The following is a 19,710-nucleotide window of genomic DNA, read 5'->3' on the forward strand; positions in this document are numbered from 1 at the left end:
TGATTGCTTACCCTCTCCCTTTCTTCCATTTTTTAGTTTTTATCCTTCATCAACCAAAAACGGTTTATTACTTTTGGCTTTATGAATAATTTGGAAATACTAACAAAACCTAACACTATTGGGTATGGATTTGGTGGTGTTTACATGTATTTTTCTCGGGCTCAGCTATTTTTTGTTCTCATTCTTTTTATTGGAATATCCAATCATGTGCTTATCCTGCCTCATTTGCTTACTACAGGAAGACGTGATGCATGGATCTGCGTATTGATTGCTTACGGATTTTTACTAATTTGGGGCTATATCCTTTATTTAATTATGAAAAAAAATAAGCAGCGACTTTGTCTTGCTGACTGGATCGAAACACGAGCAGGGAGTCTCATTTCCCGTCTTTTAATCAGCGTACTTATGGCCTTTGTTTTCGCCATTAGTGCGATTTCTTTTTATGATTTAATTCAATCTGTACAAATTTACTTTTTGCCGCGAACCCCAGCTTTTGTTGTGATGGTACCCTTTCTGTTGATTAGTGCTTGGTCCGCGTATAATGGCTTAAAATCGATTGTTTATGTTTCAGCCGTTTTATTGCCGATTGTCTGGCTACTCGGGATGTTTGTGGCATTGTTTACCTTTCCTGAAAAAGATTATTCTTATCTTTTCCCTGTTCTTGTGAACGGGTATCACCCAATACTAAAAGGAACCATCATCATTCTTGGGGGGAGCGCGGATTTGCTTGTTCTTTTGCTTCTGCAGCACCACTTAAAGAAATCATTTACGCTGCTACAACTGTTTGTTCTGATTACCATTTTAGTTGGCCTAATTATGGGACCCACAATGGGGACATTGTCTTCATTCGGTCCAGCAGTTGCTTCTGATATGCGTTTCCCTGCCTTTGAGCAATGGCGCCTCATTACCTTAGGAGAATATATTTCCCATGTTGATTTCTTAGCGGTCTTTCAATTACTAAGTGGTGAGATCATTCGGGTTGCCTTAGGCCTCTATCTGCTTGGGAATATGATAAAAAATAAGACGCAACCCTCTAAACGAAAGCACGTGTTTGTTGTCTCTACGCTTCTATTAGGGTTTTTGTCTTTACTTCCTCTAAGTGACATCTGGGTGCAAACGATGGTCGGGAAATATTTTTATCCACTTGCCTTTTTATTTGCGGTATTCATTTCATTGGTTTTATTCATTATCAGTTATCTGCCAATGAAGAAAGGAACCCAAAATCTATGAACCTGAACCTTTACAATCATTTTTTAGCAAAGGGAACACTGACCCGTGATGAAGTAAAAAGCTTTTTTCGTCATTATGCGGATATTGAATTTATTCCAATTGAAGAGGATAAGAATGTACAAGCCTTTTACTGCAAAGGGATGCTGGATTCAACCCAACTAAATGAGTATTACAACCGAATCCTTCTCAGCCTTAGTCAGAAGGAACCACGTAATCATTCCGAAGTACTTCCACCCGTTCAGCATATAAAAAATATGAAGGAAATCGTGAACCAAGTGTTTTCAGGTTCACTGATTGTGTTTCGGGAAGGTACTCCTTTTTTCTATGTGTTTGATATTAGCAAGGTACCACAACGAAACCCACAAGAATCAACAACAGAAGTTTCGATAAAAGGACCGAAAGATAGTTTCACCGAAGAGATGTATGTAAACATTTCCTTGATTCGAAAACGAATGAAGACGGAACAGCTTTATTGCGAGTCTTTTACCTTAGGTTCACTAAGTCAAACCAAGGTCTCTCTTCTGTATTTACATGATAAAGCCAACAAGGAAATCATTGATGAAGTAAGGAAACGCCTTGATGATTTTCAAGGCGAAAATATTGTTAGCAGTGGGCAATTAGAACAATGGCTTTCAGACCGCTCCTTTTCCTTGTTTCCGTTATTCGATTATGTGACGCGATCTGATTATGTCATCGAATCAATGTTGCGCGGAAGATTTATTTTAATTGTGAATGGCTCTCCCTCTGTGTTAATTGGGCCAATCAATGTGTTTGAGTTAATTAAATCACCTGAGGATGTTCATTTCCCTTACTACTTTGTTCTGTTTGGACGGTCCATTCGAATTGTTGGCTTAGTGGTGGCCATTTTCCTTCCGGGGTTTTGGGTATCACTCGCATCTGTGAATATCGATCAACTCCCATTCGCCTTACTCGCCACTGTCGTTGTTTCGCGCGAAGGACTGCCGTTACCAATTGGACTAGAAGCGATTTTTATTCTTGGGTTATTTGAGTTGCTACGGGAAGCAGGCGTTCGAATGCCGACCGTGGTAGGCCAAACTGTGTCCATCGTCGGAGGTATCATTATTGGGGATGCGGCAATCAGAGCTGGACTTGCTTCCCCCACGATGATTGTCGTCATTGCGTTAACGGCGGTTGCAAGCTATACGCTTGTCAATCAATCCTTGGTTGGAACGGTCAGCATCCTACGCCTTTTCACCTTAATCCTGTCGATTTTTTTAGGTGTATACGGACTTTTTGTATGCTTCTTTAGCATTCTCATTTATCTTTCAAATTTACAGTCCTTTAAAGTGGCCTATCTTGAACCTATTGCTTCATTAACATTCAAGGAATATTTAGCGGCCTTATTTGTAAACCCCTTTGATCGAAAAAAATTCGGGATTTCATTCATTCAGAAGCGGAGAAAATAGCATGAAACGAACAAAGATTATAGGTTTGATCACCTTTTTTCTTATAACTGCTACGGCTTGCAACCATGACATCGGCGAAATTGAAAACCAAAATTTTGCTACTGCCATTGGAGTCGATTATCGAGATGGGGAATATTTTGTTTATATTCAATTGCTTGGTTTAAGTTCTGTGGCCAAAAGTGAAGGTGGGGATAAAGCGCCACCAGTTGTTTATATTTCCGAGACAAGCGGGAAAACATTTATTGATGCGTTTTTCAAAGCGTATCAAAGCGCACAAGAACGCATCCTTTGGGCACATGTTACCGCAATTGTGTTAAATGAATCTGTGCTAGAAAAAGGAATGGGGAGTGTCTTTGATGGCTTGACTCGGTATTATGAGTTTCGGCCAACTCCATGGATATTCGCAACGAAAAGTCCGATGGTCGATATTTTATCTACCGAAGGATTTTTCAATCAAAGCTCGTTGGATACGATTCTACATAGTCCCGAAAGTTCCTATGAGCAAAGCTCGACCCTTAAACCGATAAAATTAAACCAGTTTGCTCGGGAGTTCTTTGACCCAGGACGCACCACTTATATCCCTTCGCTCTCGATAAATGATACACAATGGAAGAAGAATACCAAGAATGAAGGAACATTAACGATTGATGGAGCCTATTTTTTAGCGAATCAAAAATACAAAGGTTATTTTCCGTATGATCAATTAAAAGGGATGCGTTGGATTACGCCAGAAACCATTCGTGCGTCTATCCTCCTGCCAACCGAGAAAGACCCTGAATTTATCACGGTGCTTGAAGACCAAATCGTAAAGATTTCACCTGAGAAACAGAACGGAAATTTTCGTTTTAACCTCCTCTACCTTGCCAATGGGATTGTAAGTAATCGAATGAAAAACAACACCATTCAGGTGGATGCTATGGAGGAGTACGTTCAAAAAGGGATTATCTCTGAAGTGAGGCAATTATATCAATTAGGGGTAGAACATCAAATTGATTTTCTAAACCTAGAACACCAGCTTTACAGGAAACACCACCATGATTGGAAGAAACTCAAAAATAGCGATTCCCTTCTTCGCGAAGACAGTATTAAATCCATTGAAGCGCATATCACACTCGAACATTCGGGTTCTTTTAAAAACCGAAAAATCCAGATAAAAGAAGAAGGATGATTACCTAATATGTAGGAACCGAAAAAAACTCACCGTAAGATTGGTGAGTTTACTTCATCCTTTAAACCTCATTCACTTCTGGTCTGCACTTGTTCGAACTTACGGCAGCCTGGTAATTTACATCGGCGTATGATGGTTCTGATGAATGGTCACTTTGTTTGCTTTTTTTAAAGGTTGAAACTTCAAATAAGTAAACGATCGCCAGAGCCATTCAAACGGACCGAAACGGTAATATTCTAGCCAGAAAGTGCTAAATCCCATTTGCAAAGCAAAAATAATGAAACAGAGAATCGTTCCTGTTAATAAACTAGTTTCCCCATAAAAACCAAAGCCAACAAAGATAATCGTTGAAACAATGGTTTGCATTAAGTAATTGGTTAACGCCATCTGCCCAGCAGAACCAAGCGGGCGTAACCTTTTTTGCCAAGTTTCTTTTCGTAGCATTAATGTCAATGTACTGATATACAAGAAACATAGTGAGGTACCTGTTAAACTCTTAAACAATTGAATCGCATAGAGTTGTTTAACACCGAGATCAAGAATATCCAATTTCAATAACGCGAGAATCACCACTAGCGGCAGGCTAATCAAAAACGTAATCCATCTAAACTTTTTAAAGAAAGCCAGATGGTTGCTTACGTGATGAAACAGCCCTGCTTTTCCAGCTGCTAACCCAAAGAGAAACATTGCAAATACTGGGATGGACGCTGGGATTAGATTCGCCGCAACGAACCCTACCTCCGTTCCTAAACGATAGGAGACCCATTCAACATATCCCGCTTGAGTATAAATCCCCATATACTCCGCTAAATCTCTTGCGAATCCTTGCGCATTTGCTGCTTCCATCTCAAGTAAAATCTCACTAGGAATCAATACATTGAGCAAAAACAACAAATTCAGTACAACCAACAAACTAACCGCCCAGATCAGCATGGTTTTGATCTTTCGTTTATAAAAGAATAATAGAAACACCCCAGCTACCGCGTAAGTGTGCAAGATATCACCGAACCAAAGTGCGACAACGTGCACCGCACCAAACAAAAACAAAGCAAGGATCCTTCGAAGGTAAAGTGCTTTTACACCGTGGCCTTTTTCTTCCGCACGACTCATAAAAATAAAAAAGCCAAGTCCAAATAAAAATGAAAAAATCGTAAAAAACTTCATCTCAACAAACAATGAAAAAAACACATCAATCCAGTAATCAACCCCTGTATATTCCACTTCCTGCCCATAAAAAGAACTCATAAATACCGGAGAATGGAACGCAGGCATATTCACCAAGAAAATTCCGAACAAGGCGAAACCACGAATGATGTCAATGGTTAGGATTCGATTTTTCCCTGTAATTGGCGAATTGTTCATAACACCTCTCCCTTCACATCTATATGGGAAATATTAGCACCTTCTATTATACACATGTGCGTAAAAGGTATCTCTACTTTTTTTCAATCCATAAAAAATAAGCTTCCTACTTTAGGAAGCCTATCTGTGCCTGGTTCTCAGTCTCAACCAACCTTCCATACTTATAGCCTTCAATCAGCACATGTTGTTCATGCTCAGTCAGAGGGCGATTCCATTTTTGTTCCAAATAATAAATCACTTCATTATAAAAAATCTGGTTATAATCAAACGGTCTCTTCATGACAATCTCCTTTAATAATCGTATTATTCCTATTCTTTCCAGACTTTTTCATGAATAACGCCTTTTTAATAGAAAAAGTTGGCTCCTCCACCATAGGAACCAACTTTTTTATTTATGATTATAATAGGGAAACCAAGGGGGTAAGATTTCTCTACTCAATCACCCATTATTTTAATTCTGCTAAAATTTCTTCTATCTTAGCAAGTTCGGATTGCAATCCGCCGCCTCCAAGGTACCAAAGTGGACCATCCAAGTAGACGATGCGGTTATTTTTATAAGCAGTTGTTTTCTTAATGATGTCGTTTTCCATGTCTTTTTCGATATTAGACTCTCCACCAATAGCAGCAGTACGGTCAATCACCAACAATACTTCTGGATCGAATTCTAAGATGGCTTCAAACCCGAAATTGGATCCATGGGAAGAGGCTTCGATATTATCCGTCACTGGTTTAAAGCCATAGATATCATAGATATAACCAAAGCGAGAGTTTTCTGCGAAACCAGATAGGTTTCCTTCGTTATACATTGTCACTAGTGAATTCTCAAAACCACCGGTGAGCTGATTGATTTCTTCTAGTGCTGTATCATAGTTTGCTAAGTATTCTTCTGCCTCTTTTTCTTTGCCAAACATTTTCGCCGCTGTATTGACTGAAGCTTCGAATGTACTCCAGTAATCGTCTTGTTGTGTTCCGACGAACAAGACAGGAGCGATTTCGTTTAACTCATCATAGAAGGCAGATTGACGACCAGAGATGAAAATAACATCTGGATCTAATTCAGCGATATCTTCAAGCAATGGACCTTTCAATGTTCCAACGCTAGCATATTCATCGCTATTAAAGCTTTCAAGATGTGCTGGTAAACTTGAGTCTTTGGCAACTCCTACTACGCCTTCAACACCTAGTGCATCTAATGTATCTAAAAATCCATAATCGAACACGACAAGTTTTTCTGGCATCGAGTCGAATGTAACATCCTCAAATTGAATCGTCGTCCCCTTTTCTTGATTCTCAGTTGAAGCAACTGTTGGCGAAATGGTCATTGGATAAGCCGGTGCTTCACTCGCTTTTTCCGTTTCAGCTTCTGCTGATTTCGTTTCAGTTGCATTGGTTTCCTCTTTTGTGGAAGCTTCCTCGTCTGTTCCACAACCTGCTAGCATCAATGATAAAGCTAAGAATGCACTTGCGACTTTCCATTTTTTCATGTGTTTCCCTCTCCTTTAAACCCTACTGTTTTATTTTTCTTTCTGCACCTTTAATGGGAATGATAATCATTATCACTGATAACCATTCTCATTATAGGGTAAGAAAATTTTTCCGTCAACACCTTTTATAAAATAATTTGTAATCTTCAAAAAAATAGCCTAGAGAATACAAAGTGTTCTACTTCGTTTCCTCTAGGCTAAGACTTTCGGTATGGATCAGTTCGCTACGTCTGAACGAGAATTAAAATATACACAGAGGCGGCAACCATCTTGGTCCTGTACGTTTATATCCATTTCATAGATTTCTCGTAAGGAATCCGAGCGGATGACTTCATGTGTCGGTCCGTTTTTCACCAGTTTTCCATCTTTCAATGCGACAATTCGGTCGGAATAGAAGGATGCAAAATTAATATCATGCAATACAATTACAACCGTTTTGCCTAATTCGTCGACAAGCTGACGCAAAATTTTCATGATTTGCACGGAATGCTTCATATCTAAATTGTTTAATGGCTCATCTAACAAAATGTATTCTGTATCTTGCGCAATCACCATCGCAATAAACGCCCGCTGTTTTTGCCCACCAGAAAGCTCATCTAAAAATTTATCCTGCATTTGTGTTAGATTCATATACTCTAGTGCCTGATTGACAAATTGAAAATCTTCTTGGGTAAGGCGTCCCTTTGAGTAAGGATAGCGGCCAAAGGAAACGAGTTCACGCACTGTTAACCGAACATTCAAGTGATTAGACTGTTTTAAAATCGAAACACGTTTCGCAAACTCATTCGATTTCCACTTTTTCACATCATTTCTGTCCAGTAACACTTCCCCAGTGTCTGCCTCTAACAACCGACTCACCATTGAAAGAAGCGTAGACTTTCCGGCTCCATTCGGCCCGATAAACGACGTAATCGTTTTCGGTTCAATTGTAACCGATACATCTTCCACAACAGGCTTACTCCCAAATCGTTTCGTTAATCCTTTGATTTCAATCATCCTGCTGCCCTACTTTCTTTTAGTAATAAGTAAATAAAGTACAAGCCCCCGATGAAGTTAATGATAACACTTAGTGTTGTCCGTAACTCAAAGATATGCTCAACAAGAAACTGGCCTCCGACTAAAGCAATGATGCTAATCAAACTACTACAGAGAATTAACAATGAGTGCTTATGGGTATTAAGATACTGATAAGCAAGATTGGCGACAATTAAACCTAGGAACGTTATTGGCCCCACGAGAGCAGTTGAAGTCGCAATCAAAACAGATGATAAAATCAAAATATTCATAACCATTCGGTCATAATTGATGCCTAGATTCATCGCATTTTCCCGACCGAGTGACATAACATCTAACTGATTGATGATGAAATACCCATAAACAAACGCAATCAGCAAAATGGCCATCGCAATATACAGCAAATCTGCTTTTACATTAATGAAGCTCGCAAATAAGAGAGTTTGCAAACTCAAATATTCGGTAGGACTGATTAAGACTTGTAAAAACGTAACAAAACTTCCTAGGAGCGTGCCTAATATCAGTCCAACGATTAACAAAAAGTAAATCGGGTGCTTATCGGCGCGGAATAACAACCGATATAAGAGAAGCGCAAAGAGAATCATCGCCCCAATTGCTAACCCAAAATTTAAATATTTATTGAGAACCCAAACAGACATCGAACCTGCAAAAAAGAAGATGAACGTTTGGACCACTTCATACATCGAGTCAATCCCCATGACCGAAGGCGTTAAAATTCGGTTATGAGTAATGGTCTGAAATACTACAGTTGAATAGGCAATTGCAGTCCCAGTAACGACCATTGCACCAATTCGGACCAACCGTTTTGGAAATGCGTAGTCAAATCCACCTTTTATATCATAGAACGCATAGAATAGAATACTAATTACGGCCAGCACCACTAACAAAATCAACTTTGTTCGGTTACTTCGCATATGCTTTCCCCCTAAATAACAAAATTAAGAAGATAGCACTACCAATCACCGCGACCGTAATGTTGACTGGAATTTCATAAGGGTGAATCAAAATGCGTCCAATAATATCGCAGATTAATAGAAACACCACACCTAAAAGCGCAGTATGCGGGATGATTTTACGTAAATTGTCACCCAAATAGATGGAAACAATATTCGGAACAATCAACCCTAGAAACGGAATAATCCCGACTGTTAAAACAACGGTTGTTGAAATAATTGATACGAGAACAAGACCGATGTTGAGGACAAGTTTATAACTTAATCCTAAGTTTTTTGTGAAATCCTCCCCCATGCCAGCGACGGTAAATTTATTGGCATACAAATAAGCGAGAATCACGACTGGAATACTTATGTACAAGAGTTCATATCGACCAGACATAATCAAGGTGAAGCTTCCCATTAACCAAGCAGAAATATTTTGAATCAAATCGGCTTCATACGCAAAAAACGTCGTAATCGAAGATAAAATATTTCCGTACATGATTCCAATTAACGGAACGAAAATCACATCTCGAAACTTAATCCGGTCAAGGATTTGCATAAATACGAAAGTCCCTAGTAACGCAAATGCGAAGCTGAAAACAATTTGCTGCATATAGGTGACGTTTGTAAAAAACAACATCGAAATTAAGATTCCTAGTTTCGCAGCATCCAGCGTCCCCGTCGTCGTCGGTGAAGCAAATTTGTTTCGACTTAAAGATTGCATAATTAAACCGGCAATACTCATTCCGGCCCCAGCCAAAATAATCGCCAATAAGCGCGGCAAGCGGCTGATCAAGAAAATTTGTGTCTTATCCGACTCCCAATCGAACAAGTCTGTTATTCCAATATCAATCGCACCGATAAATAAAGATACAAAAGATAGGACGATAGCAGCAACAGTTAGCATCCAAAGTTTCATACTCATCCTCTTAACATCTGTTAGTTTCTCGGTTAACTGATAATGATTATCATTCTAAGTGCAATTTCATTATATAAAACCAATTCTGAAAAAAGCAAGCACTATTTTTAAATTTTCCCTCAATGAGTCTAAAAATTCCGATTATGACTTATGTAAATGCACTAGTTTCGTTTCATGTTTTTAGGTTATTTACCCTAAATTTGTTTATGAAAAGAATGTTGATGATTACAATAAGACGCTTGGATTCATTTCAATCCAAGCGTCTTTCCCTAAGTCTTTCAATCTATGTAATTTAAAACGTTTGATGGCTATTTTTCGGTAAAGCCCCTAGTTCAAACAAAATTGCGGCATCGCTATTCTCACACCAAAGTTCCCTCACCTTTCCGTTCTCAATGGTAAAAATCATGATGCCTGTTTCCTTTACTCGTTGGTCTTCAGCCTGAATATTGAACCAGCCACCTTTATACGTCATCCACCCGGTATAACGAACCACTAACTTCGTATCCTGTTCAATCAAGTCGTCCAGAACCCATTCATCGTTGTGGAATACACGACGAAACCACTGCATAAATGCTTTCATCTGTTCCCTGGAACTGTCTCCATTTCTTCCATGATAAACAAAGTCATCCGAAGTTAGCTCATCTAAAATGTCTAGATTGCCTTTAGTAAAATATTCGTTAAACCATTTCTCCGCAATCATCCTTTTTTCTTTACTGATCACTATCATAGGCCCCCTTTTGCTTGAACTCTACAAACGATGAATCTACCTCTATGATAGCCAGTTTTATACTAAAGTCCCAGTATTTTCTTACACTCTTCTAACCTTTTCTATAAAAATTGCGAGTGATGCTCTTTGAATCTACTTTTTTTTCCGTAAATAGGTACTGACAACACAATCCTGACATTTTCAGCGGTGCTCTACTCATAACAATCATCCTATTTTGAATCTTCCTGTTTCATCGACTCAAACAAACCAGAACCATCCACTCCATCGTAAGTACCGTGATCTATCCATGAAAACGAAGGTTAGGCTCATCCTTAATAAGATGAGCCTGCGTGTTTTTTATATTGGGGGAAGTGAATCCCTTAGTGTGCCAACGATGTCTCTACGAATCTTTTGTTTCTAAAGCGTAAACCAAAGCACCAATGATGATGCCGATTGATAATCCTATTCCAGGTCCAGCAATTTGAAGAAAGGAAAAGTCCATCATCATAGCTACTGCACTCAAAAGTGCCCCAGCTAATGCTCCAAAAGTCATTCCATATGCAAGATAGTTTCCTAAGTTCGGCTTCTTTTCTTCTTTTTTTTCAGACACAACTTCCCCCTTACTACACCTTAGATTGAAATCCTAAAACTTCCGTCCACCGCCGCCGATTCCGCCACCACCGCCGGAAATACTACTTCCACCGCTGTTGTTGTTTTGTTGAATTTTCTGTTGAGTGACGATGGTATTGTAGTGCTGATCACGTTTTTTCGTAACGGCGAAGGAATTGTCTTGCAGATAGGTTCGGGCGTTGACAGTTGAACGTCCTCTATTGCCCATCATCATAATGCCAATGACAATCCCCCCAAGCGCAAGCGAAATGAGCAAATAGATTCCTAGTTTTTCAACCATGCTTAAGCTGGACTCATCCGAAATTCCGTCCTCAGTATAAGCATATCCTGCATCAGAACGATCTCCTGTTTCATACACTGGAGGACCTGACGCCATCATGCTCTCGACTTCATCAAGAAAAAATTGCACACTTTCGCGGTAATTTTCATCCCCTAACGGAGGGTAAACGACATCGAGCAATTCTTCGACCCGACCTGCATCAATATAATCTGTTCCTTTATCTCTTGTAAAAATATAAACTTCCCGTTCTTCCATGTTTAAGAGATACATAACCCCATCGAGCGAGTCTTCATAGCCAAACCCATGCTCATCATAAAAATCGAGAGCATAATCGCTTGATGGTTTCCCTTGACTATCATTCGTTGTGACAATTACGATATCCATTTCCGTTTGCTCGCTTAAAGCAATTGCTTGTGTATTGATGTCCGCTCGTTCTTCTTCTGAAAATAACCCAGCCTCATCATAGACTTTCTCATAAGAAGCGAACACAGGACCGTTAACCGAAACCAATAGCATGAGCAACAACGGCAGCAGGAGGAAAGATTTTTTCATTTTCACCATAGAAATTGCCCTCCAATCGCCAACGCCACAAATGTGGCCGCTGACACGCCACTAAACCATGAAGCCGCTCGCCCTGGGCTAATCGGCAATTTACCGGCAATTTTCCCTGTCTGCCCGTTCATCGCAAACATATAGGTTTTCCCTTTAAATTGATACGTGAACATCCATACCGGTAACAGCACATAAGTTGCGCCAACATTCTTCATTTTTATACCAGAGTCCTCGATATTCACGGTACTATAGCCTCTTACACTTTCCCGCAACAACGAACTCATGTTGTCGCGAATCAACCCAGACACTCTGCCATACACATTGTTTTGGTCCATATCGTATTTCTCCGCTAAATACCCCGACAAATACGACATCGAAAAGTCCGTCAGGTCCTTGTAATCATACGGCTCAAGAATACTCATTAGGTCATCATCCATTTTTTTCGAGCCATCGGCAGGAACATCCCGGAAGATCGCGTTTCCTTCACGAAGTACACGATAATACTTTGTTTCTGTATAGCGTGTATCGCCGCTCGTATACGTCCGAACCTTTGTTGCAGTCCCACTGATTTTGCCGTCAGAATGACAATCAAATAACCAAAATGGGACATATATACCTGATAATTTCTCAAGCTCTGAGGTTGAGGTAAACTGTTTCGACAGCAATGGTTTTTTCTTGCACCATTCTACAAACAGTTCCGTCGCTTTTTCACGATTGAATTTAAACGGAATCACTTTTTCCGGACGATATTCTCCTTCCAATCTTCGCGGAATAATCGTTGGATTATGACAGTAATAACAAAACGTCGCCGCTGTCGTGTCATCTGTCACAATCTCCGCCCCGCAACTTTGACACGTATACCCCATTGCTTTCTCTTGGAACTCCTGATCTTTCAAGTGATGCTCTTCTAGCACCGCAGAACTTGTTTCTGCCTCTGCTTGTGCTTTTTCATTTACGATAAAATCAGAAACTTCTTGCTCACTAAATTCACTTAGACAATAATCACAAGTCCAGTTTTGCGATTCCGCCTTAAATGCCAGTGGACCACCACAATTGATACACTTGTAAACAATCACACCCATGTCCATTCACCTCTTAATCCTCCTAAAATTTGCTTCCGCATTCAGGACAGAACTTCATGTTTACACCGGCAGGAGGGGTGAACCCGCACTGGCCACAAGAAAGTGCCTCAGGCTTTTTATTTCCGCACTCGGAGCAGAACTTACCGCTGTTTTCATTGCCACATTCACAAGTCCAGCTGTCATTTTGTGGCTTAGCACCCCCGCATTCTGAGCAGAACTTGCCTTCATTGGTATGGCCACAAGAACATTGCCAAGCATCAGCATTGTTTTTAACTGTCTGGGCTGGTTGATTTTGCTGAGTTTGTTGTGCTTGTTGATTTTGCTGCATTTGATAGCGATTCGTTTCCGAAGCACTTTGAGCAAAACCACCCGCTCCCTGCATGCCCATTCCCATGCCAACAAACCCATTCATCGCGCCACCTTCATTTGAACCAGCAGCTTCTAGACCGCGCGCAATTGAACCTTGAACATAGCCTTCTCGCACAGTTGGGTCCTGTAGCATCGCCCCTTGGTTTCGCATATTGATTAGCTTTTGCGATTGTTCATCATAGGTAATGCTGTTGATGCCGACCGATTCTACCTGCATGCCGCGCATTCGTGTCCAATCTTCATCTAATACATTCGCCATGTATTTTGCGAGTTCCATCCCGCGTGAAGCAACAAACGAAATGCGAATGCCATCACCGGACATTTGGTTGATTGCCGTTTGCAATGCATTCATGAACTCAGACAAATATTGAGCATTGATTTCCTGAATTTCTACGATACTCTTATTTCTTGGAATCGCTTCTTCAAAAAACTTCAATGGGTCAACAATCTTAATCGAATACGATCCATGCGCTCGTAAAAACAACTCCGCATTATAAAAGTTATCAAAATAATTAATCGGATTCCGAGTCCCAAATTTGATTCCCTTAATTTCTTGTAAATTAATAAAATACGCTTTTTGAGAAGAAGATGGCACACCGCCAAATTTAATTCGATTAAACGTCTCTTTAACCGCTTCATCTAATTGCCCATTAAAAAGCGAAGGCATCGACGAATTGACCACTTGGTAGTACCCTTCTTCAGCGGTATAATCAATAATTTTCCCGCCATCGACTAACAACATAAATTGGTTTGGGTGGACATGGATAATCGAACCGTTTGAAATCGTTGTATCCGTTCCCTTTTTATTACCATTTCGTTTATCCTTAGCGCGAACCTTCACCCCAACAGACATTACCGTACTATCACTCATGTTTTGCGGTTCGATAACTTCCAACCATTGATCCGCAAAACCTCCACGAACAGCATCTACCGCAGCTTTAATAATTCCCATTACAATCTCCCCCTCATATCTTTTCTTTTATATGTTCTACTGTTTAAATGAAGAAAAGGTTTCAATCTCCTTCAGTATAACATGATGGTTTAGAAAATAATGGCAATGTAACAAAAGCAAATCGTCAAGCAAAATTCTCTGTACAGGAAGGATTTTATGAAAATAAAATATATTTGATGGCCTTTAAATTTAATCAACGCGAGGTGTATGTTAGAATAATAAGAATAGTAAAAATTACTGGGGGAGAGAATGAGAACTTTTTTAAAAGTTAATATGATAAGTATTATGTACGCGCTTATGCTTTTGATCCCTATTGAACTAGTAATAAATGTTTCGCGGATTGGTCGAATAACGGGATGGAATTTGAATGTTGTTTGGAAGTTGGTAGGTATGAGTGCTTTCGTTTCTTTTATCCTTCTTTCTTCTATCAATTTCTATTTAACAAAAAAGTGGCTAAACAAACGTAAATCATCTTTTTGGTCGTTACTACTGTGGCTACCTTATCACATTCTTTTTATTTTTATTATTGCCTCTTTATTTCCTGTAACGAATCCAGCGGATGAAGGCGGTCCTGGCGACGGGCTCATCATTTTAGGCCTTTTATTCATTTATCCTTTCTTCGTTTTCGTGCTCAATGCTTTTAGCTTCTATTCAAGTGCTCCAGATAATAAATAGCAATTTCATTCCGATAACATCGTGCACTTAAAACACAGTGCTTCTCTTCACAATCTTTATGCTATAATTTGGATGGTAAAATAAAGATAGAGGTGACCATTCTTGGCAATACATGTTGTTCTATATCAACCAGATATCCCATCTAATACTGGAAATATTGCACTGACTTGTGCCGCAACGGATACGGCCTTGCATTTAATTCGACCACTTGGCTTCTCAACCGATGAAGAAATGTTAAAAAAAGCAGGGATTGATTTCTGGGATTCCGTCAACATTACCTATTATGATTCATTAGATGATTTCTTCGAAAAGAATCAAGGTGAGTTTTACTATATTGAGACGTTTGGTGAAAAAACACATTCATCCTTTGATTTCAGCGATGTATCTAAGGACCATTATTTTATGTTTGGCAAAGAAACAACCGGTTTACCAATGGATTTACTTGAAGAAAATAAAGACCATTTTTTGCGAATTCCAATGAGTGAACATGTTCGTTCTCTCAACCTGTCAAGTACAGCTGCAATTTTGGTGTACGAAGCGTTGCGCCAGCAAGGATTTCCGAATTTAAAATAAAGTGTTAGTTGCTTGAATCCTATATTAAACAGCTATTCATTGGGTTCTAACCTTCCTTTGCTTGCTCTTTTCTCATTATTATTGTTTTGAATGAGCTCACATGCTTTTTAAGAGCAACCATTTCAGAAAAAACCTAATAAAAAAAATCTTCCGCCTTGGAAGATTTTTTTGCTTCTATAAAGTTTGGTCTATCCGAGAACCGCCTTTCTTCAAACGTCATGGCTATGGTCCTTCATGAAACTACTTCTGAATGATTTGAATAAGGTTTCCACAAGTATCATCAAAGACAGCTATCGAAAAATGGCCCATATTTGTTGGTTTCATCGTAAACCTCACGCCTTTTTCCACCAATCGGTTATACTCCTTATCGATATCTTCCACCCCAAACATGGTTGCAGGGATACCGTCAGAAAAGATTTTCTTTTGATATTCTTTTGCAGCAGGATGTACGTTGGGTTCTAGTAATAACTCAGTACCGTCTTGAGCATTAGGAGAAACCAGCGTAATCCACCGATATTCACCAGCAGGGACATCCTCCTTTTTTATAAATCCTAATGTTTCAGTATAAAATGCCAATGCCTTTTCTTGATCTTCTACAAACAAACTGGTAACAATGATATTCAACTTATTTCCTCCTATGAACTATGAATAAGGCTCGGTGCAAGGTTGGCTGTATTTAATCCAATTTTCACCTCGTATTAGTTTTAACACAAAGAAAGTTCACCAAACCTACTCTATATTCTACACTTTTTAAAAAATCTAGGACAGGAACCTGTCCCTCTGTCTCACTAGATATGAAGATTAGCGTTCTTCTTTGTTTTTTTCCTTATATCATATTTATCTCCGACTTTTTTGATGATGGGTGTCCCAATAATCGTTGGTAATAACCAAAAAACGAGGGACGGGATGTCTTTAAAAGCAGGCACATTTTGTTGATTGACAACAATAAACGCTGTTACCATGGCGATATAAGACCCACCCATTCCGGCAATATGTTTGACCATCCAGTTTTTCCGTTTTCTTTTATAAGCGATATAGCCCATTAAAGCAAAGAGAAAGCTAAAAATAGCAATATAAAAGAGATAACTGCTAACCTCCCAATTGAGGATGGCCATCACAATCGCCGAAATACAAACTGCTGTGACGAGCCAAAAATAAATTTTCCCTGTGGTTGTATGGCGGCCTCGTTTTTTCGGAGCGAACATCGCGACTAATCCAATGCCAAGGGCAAGATAGCCTGCAACGATATGCACAATGAGCATGGTTGTATCTAACATTCATCTTCACACTCTCTTTACAATTTATCCTTCAATTAAACCAGGGCATTTCCCTTAAAGATACACTCTTTTTTATGTCTTTTTTCCAATACCTCAGACTAAATGGCACTCAAGATAGATCTATTGTCTTATCCTTCTCCCCTATTTACACAAATAAGCTGTGACATATTTAAAATGGACATATATTTCTAGACTACGAATAAAAAAGGGGGGTTCCCCTACCCCATTTACACTACCACTCTTTCGATTTCCTTTCACTTATGTCGACAAAGTATTTTGTATTGGTGTATCTTTTTTTAGTTCCTTCAATATGAAGAAAACTGCCATACCGTAAATAAGAAAGATTGCTAGTGGTACCAGTGTAAACGCTTGATCCACAACCCAACCGCCTATGAACAAAGAGGCAAGACAAGTCGCAAATGTAACAAATAAATAGGCTTTGCTTTTATAGATCCACATATACGGAAGAAAATGAGATCCTCCGAGTAATCCAATGGTAAATGGAAGATATTGCGGGATATTTTGATAAACAAGAATAAAGACCGGAATAAAGAAAGCCTGCGGAAAGGCAACCACTCCACCTAAAGTACCTAATGGATTATTCGTACTTAATAGATTTACCCCGAGGAGTTTACCGAGTAATAACCCGAATGGAAAGATGACCGCTAGCCCAAAAATCCATACTAAATAAACGATGTCCATAGGCAACAAAAACGGAAGAAACGTAAAGATAAGAAACACCATTGATCCCGAAAGTAAAATCGGATAGCCTTTTTTTGATTCTGATATGATCTCAGATTGTAAGTCTCCAAGAGTTTTCGTCATGGCTACACCCCCTGGTTTGCAACGTTTTCAAACTACTCTTACTATAGCAAGTTCTTTCACTAATTTCCATTATTTTCTATATAAACAAAAAAATAGGGATACTAAGAAGCATAGGTTGCATCCCATGTTATAATAATTATTAAAATATTCTGTATACAAAAAATAACAAGGGGGAAACAATGACTACCCAGCAAAGTCAAATTTGTCAGATGTCTGGCTCAGAACAAGCTCATTTCATTAAAAAGAAGCAACTTTCTCCAGTTGAGGTGATGGACGCTGTTTTTGATCGGATTCATTCTTTAAACCCTACCTTAAATGCATTTTGCGTTCTTGATGAAGAAAACGCCAGAAAATCAGCGAAACAGGCTGAAAAAGCTGTAATGTCAGGTGATGAGCTACCACCGCTCCACGGTGTTCCAATTGGGATTAAGGATTTGGTGCCAACGAAAGGGATTCGGACAACATTTGGTTCAAAAATCTATGAACATTACATACCTGATGAGGACGATGTATGCGTTGCAAGATTGAAGGACGCAGGAGGAATTATCATCGGAAAAACAAATATCCCTGAGTTAGGCTATCAATGTATAACGGATAATCCTCTATTCGGATTAACGAGAAACCCTTGGGATTTAGGAAAGACTCCTGGTGGTTCAAGCGGCGGCTCTGCAGTGGCGGTTGCTACTGGAATGACTTCGCTCACAATCGGGAATGATGGTGGAGGATCACTCAGAATCCCTACTAGTTTCTGCGGTCTTTATGGAATAAAGCCATCATTTGGTCGAGTACCATTGTATCCTGGCTGTCGGAATCCAAAATATCCAGGCGCAAGCAGCTGGGAAACACTAGAAAGTAACGGGCCCATTACAAAAACGGTGGAAGACAGTGCTTTAATGTTATCCATCATCAAAGGTCCTTATCACATGGATCGACATAGTTTACCGAATGATGGAATGAACTATATGGAACAAATAAAAAATACTGATTTAAAGGGATTAAAAATCGCTTACAGTCCGGACTGGGGGTATGTTACGGTTGATCCTGCTGTCCGTAAAATCACTGAAAAAGCCGTAAAAGTCTTTGAACAGCTTGGGTGCGAGATTGAAATCGCCCATCCTGGTTTCACTGATCCCCTCCCCGCGTTTGGCGCAATTATCGCACGCGATAGTGATTTGACAGGGTTAAGAAAACTTGCGGAACAATATGGTGAAGAAATGGATCCTAGTTTACTAGCATTTATCCAGAAGAAATGGAGTGCCGAGGAACTTACGGATGCTGCCTTTGTAAGGCAAGAAGTCAATATAAAAATGAGAACCTTTATGGAGAAGTATGATTTGGTCATTACTCCAACCTCAGCGGTACCACCTTTTGAAGTTGGCATAAATGGACCAAATCGAATAAACGGACAAAAGGTCTCTCGTTCTCACTGGTTATCCTTTACTGCTCCTTTCAATATGACGGGACAACCTGCTGCAAACGTACCAGCTGGTTGGACGGATGATGGACTTCCTGTCGGTCTACAAATCATCGGCCGCCATTTAGATGATTCATTAGTTTTACGGGCCTCAACTGCCTTTGAAGAAGCCAACCCATGGAGAAACCACCTGCCTAAATTGGTTGCGGAAGTGGGATTCTAGCACCTATTTACGAAGTGGGACTCAGTAAATGATCAACAATGATTGCGTTAGTACGTACAGTCTCTAGCATGTTCACTAGAATTAAACTAAGTGTTTGTATATTTGTAAATATTAAACAAGAATGAAGAGGAGGCAAAAAAATGAAGTTAGGTGCGTTTTCAGTTAGTTTAAATGTAAAAGATATTAACGTTTCGAAATCTTTTTACGAAAACTTAGGTTTTCAACAATTGGGTGGTGACATTACTCAAAATTGGCTGATTATGAAGAATGAAGATTGCATTATTGGATTGTTCCAAGGAATGTTTGAAAAGAACATCCTGACTTTTAATCCTGGATGGAACCAAAATGCCGAAAACGTGGAACCATTTACTGATGTTCGTGACCTTCAAAAACAGCTGAAAGAAAAAGGAATCAATCTATTGACTGAGGCAGATCAATCAACTGAGGGACCAGCATACATAACCATTGAAGACCCAGATGGAAATCAGATTTTAATTGATCAACATCGATAATGATTAGGTTTTTTCTGATGATTCTTCTTACAACTTAAGATTTCGTACATAAAAAAGGTACCTAACTCCAGATGAGT

21 protein-coding genes are annotated in these 19,710 nt (G+C 39.4%); 7 read left to right on the top strand and 14 right to left on the bottom strand.

The annotated features are described in order from the left end of the window. Positions 1 to 144 precede the first annotated feature (144 nt). Genes H0185_RS02695 through H0185_RS02705 form a run of 3 tightly spaced genes read left to right on the top strand, consistent with a single transcriptional unit; the run spans position 145 to position 3,825 of the window. Positions 145 to 1,230: an endospore germination permease gene (locus tag H0185_RS02695; protein WP_221870961.1), complete on the top strand. Its 1,086-nt coding sequence runs from the start codon at positions 145 to 147 to the stop codon at positions 1,228 to 1,230. Further along, entirely contained in the window at positions 1,227 to 2,657 is a 1,431-nt protein-coding gene (locus H0185_RS02700; RefSeq protein ID WP_221870964.1) for a spore germination protein, read from the top strand. Before H0185_RS02695 ends, H0185_RS02700 begins: the two co-directional genes overlap by 4 nt. 1 nt (position 2,658) lies before the next feature. Beyond that, complete coding sequence (locus H0185_RS02705) at positions 2,659 to 3,825, top strand: Ger(x)C family spore germination protein (RefSeq protein ID WP_221870966.1); 1,167 nt, start codon at positions 2,659 to 2,661, stop codon at positions 3,823 to 3,825. A gap of 117 nt (positions 3,826 to 3,942) precedes the next feature. Here H0185_RS02705 and H0185_RS02710 read toward each other — a convergent pair whose 3' ends face one another. The 11 genes from H0185_RS02710 to H0185_RS02760 form a co-directional block, all read right to left on the bottom strand. Next, on the bottom strand, positions 3,943 to 5,187 hold the full coding sequence (locus H0185_RS02710) for a DUF418 domain-containing protein (protein WP_221870968.1): 1,245 nt from the start codon (positions 5,185 to 5,187) through the stop codon (positions 3,943 to 3,945). Between the two features lie 106 nt (positions 5,188 to 5,293). After that, positions 5,294 to 5,467: a hypothetical protein gene (locus H0185_RS02715; RefSeq protein ID WP_221870970.1), complete on the bottom strand. Its 174-nt coding sequence runs from the start codon at positions 5,465 to 5,467 to the stop codon at positions 5,294 to 5,296. A gap of 166 nt (positions 5,468 to 5,633) precedes the next feature. Continuing rightward, on the bottom strand, positions 5,634 to 6,671 hold the full coding sequence (locus tag H0185_RS02720) for a siderophore ABC transporter substrate-binding protein (RefSeq protein WP_221870972.1): 1,038 nt from the start codon (positions 6,669 to 6,671) through the stop codon (positions 5,634 to 5,636). Positions 6,672 to 6,887: 216 nt separating this feature from the next. Continuing rightward, complete coding sequence (locus H0185_RS02725; RefSeq protein WP_221870974.1) at positions 6,888 to 7,667, bottom strand: iron ABC transporter ATP-binding protein; 780 nt, start codon at positions 7,665 to 7,667, stop codon at positions 6,888 to 6,890. Further along, complete coding sequence (locus tag H0185_RS02730; protein WP_221870976.1) at positions 7,664 to 8,620, bottom strand: iron chelate uptake ABC transporter family permease subunit; 957 nt, start codon at positions 8,618 to 8,620, stop codon at positions 7,664 to 7,666. Before H0185_RS02730 ends, H0185_RS02725 begins: the two co-directional genes overlap by 4 nt. Continuing rightward, on the bottom strand, positions 8,610 to 9,563 hold the full coding sequence (locus tag H0185_RS02735) for an ABC transporter permease (protein WP_221870978.1): 954 nt from the start codon (positions 9,561 to 9,563) through the stop codon (positions 8,610 to 8,612). Before H0185_RS02735 ends, H0185_RS02730 begins: the two co-directional genes overlap by 11 nt. Before the next feature lie 292 nt (positions 9,564 to 9,855). Further along, entirely contained in the window at positions 9,856 to 10,284 is a 429-nt protein-coding gene (locus tag H0185_RS02740; protein WP_221870980.1) for an ester cyclase, read from the bottom strand. Positions 10,285 to 10,669: 385 nt separating this feature from the next. Next, the gene (locus tag H0185_RS02745; RefSeq protein ID WP_221870982.1) at positions 10,670 to 10,879 is read right to left on the bottom strand and encodes a hypothetical protein; all 210 of its coding nucleotides are present in this window, start codon (positions 10,877 to 10,879) and stop codon (positions 10,670 to 10,672) included. 33 nt (positions 10,880 to 10,912) lie between these two features. Continuing rightward, positions 10,913 to 11,740, bottom strand: a complete 828-nt coding sequence (locus H0185_RS02750; RefSeq protein WP_221870984.1) for a TPM domain-containing protein — start codon at positions 11,738 to 11,740, stop codon at positions 10,913 to 10,915. Further along, positions 11,734 to 12,819, bottom strand: coding sequence for a TFIIB-type zinc ribbon-containing protein (locus H0185_RS02755; RefSeq protein WP_246628973.1), 1,086 nt, complete (start codon positions 12,817 to 12,819; stop codon positions 11,734 to 11,736). Before H0185_RS02755 ends, H0185_RS02750 begins: the two co-directional genes overlap by 7 nt. A 16-nt stretch (positions 12,820 to 12,835) precedes the next feature. After that, positions 12,836 to 14,134 (bottom strand): SPFH domain-containing protein, encoded by a 1,299-nt coding sequence (locus H0185_RS02760; protein WP_221870986.1) that lies wholly within the window; start codon positions 14,132 to 14,134, stop codon positions 12,836 to 12,838. A gap of 249 nt (positions 14,135 to 14,383) precedes the next feature. Between H0185_RS02760 and H0185_RS02765 the strand changes: the two genes are divergently transcribed. Both H0185_RS02765 and trmL read left to right on the top strand, forming a co-directional pair. Beyond that, positions 14,384 to 14,809, top strand: coding sequence for a hypothetical protein (locus H0185_RS02765; RefSeq protein ID WP_221870987.1), 426 nt, complete (start codon positions 14,384 to 14,386; stop codon positions 14,807 to 14,809). A gap of 102 nt (positions 14,810 to 14,911) precedes the next feature. After that, complete coding sequence (trmL, locus tag H0185_RS02770) at positions 14,912 to 15,382, top strand: tRNA (uridine(34)/cytosine(34)/5-carboxymethylaminomethyluridine(34)-2'-O)-methyltransferase TrmL (RefSeq protein WP_221870989.1); 471 nt, start codon at positions 14,912 to 14,914, stop codon at positions 15,380 to 15,382. Positions 15,383 to 15,622: 240 nt separating this feature from the next. On the opposite strand, the gene H0185_RS02775 is transcribed toward trmL, so the two are convergent. The 3 genes from H0185_RS02775 to H0185_RS02785 all read right to left on the bottom strand — a co-directional run bounded on the left by H0185_RS02775 (position 15,623) and on the right by H0185_RS02785 (position 17,484). After that, the gene (locus H0185_RS02775; protein WP_221870991.1) at positions 15,623 to 16,006 is read right to left on the bottom strand and encodes a VOC family protein; all 384 of its coding nucleotides are present in this window, start codon (positions 16,004 to 16,006) and stop codon (positions 15,623 to 15,625) included. Positions 16,007 to 16,170: 164 nt separating this feature from the next. After that, positions 16,171 to 16,659: a DUF2306 domain-containing protein gene (locus H0185_RS02780; RefSeq protein ID WP_221870993.1), complete on the bottom strand. Its 489-nt coding sequence runs from the start codon at positions 16,657 to 16,659 to the stop codon at positions 16,171 to 16,173. A 258-nt stretch (positions 16,660 to 16,917) separates the two neighbouring features. After that, a complete protein-coding gene (locus H0185_RS02785) occupies positions 16,918 to 17,484 on the bottom strand; it encodes a DUF7010 family protein (RefSeq protein ID WP_221870995.1) in 567 nt (188 codons plus the stop codon). A 179-nt stretch (positions 17,485 to 17,663) separates the two neighbouring features. On the opposite strand from H0185_RS02785, the gene H0185_RS02790 reads away from it, so the two are divergent. After that, positions 17,664 to 19,121 (top strand): amidase, encoded by a 1,458-nt coding sequence (locus H0185_RS02790; protein ID WP_221870997.1) that lies wholly within the window; start codon positions 17,664 to 17,666, stop codon positions 19,119 to 19,121. Between the two features lie 140 nt (positions 19,122 to 19,261). Further along, complete coding sequence (locus H0185_RS02795) at positions 19,262 to 19,633, top strand: VOC family protein (protein ID WP_221870999.1); 372 nt, start codon at positions 19,262 to 19,264, stop codon at positions 19,631 to 19,633. Positions 19,634 to 19,710: the final 77 nt, after the last annotated feature.

Source organism: Mesobacillus maritimus, from assembly GCF_019749255.1.
Classification (GTDB): Bacteria; Bacillota; Bacilli; order Bacillales; family Cytobacillaceae; genus Mesobacillus_B; species Mesobacillus_B maritimus_A.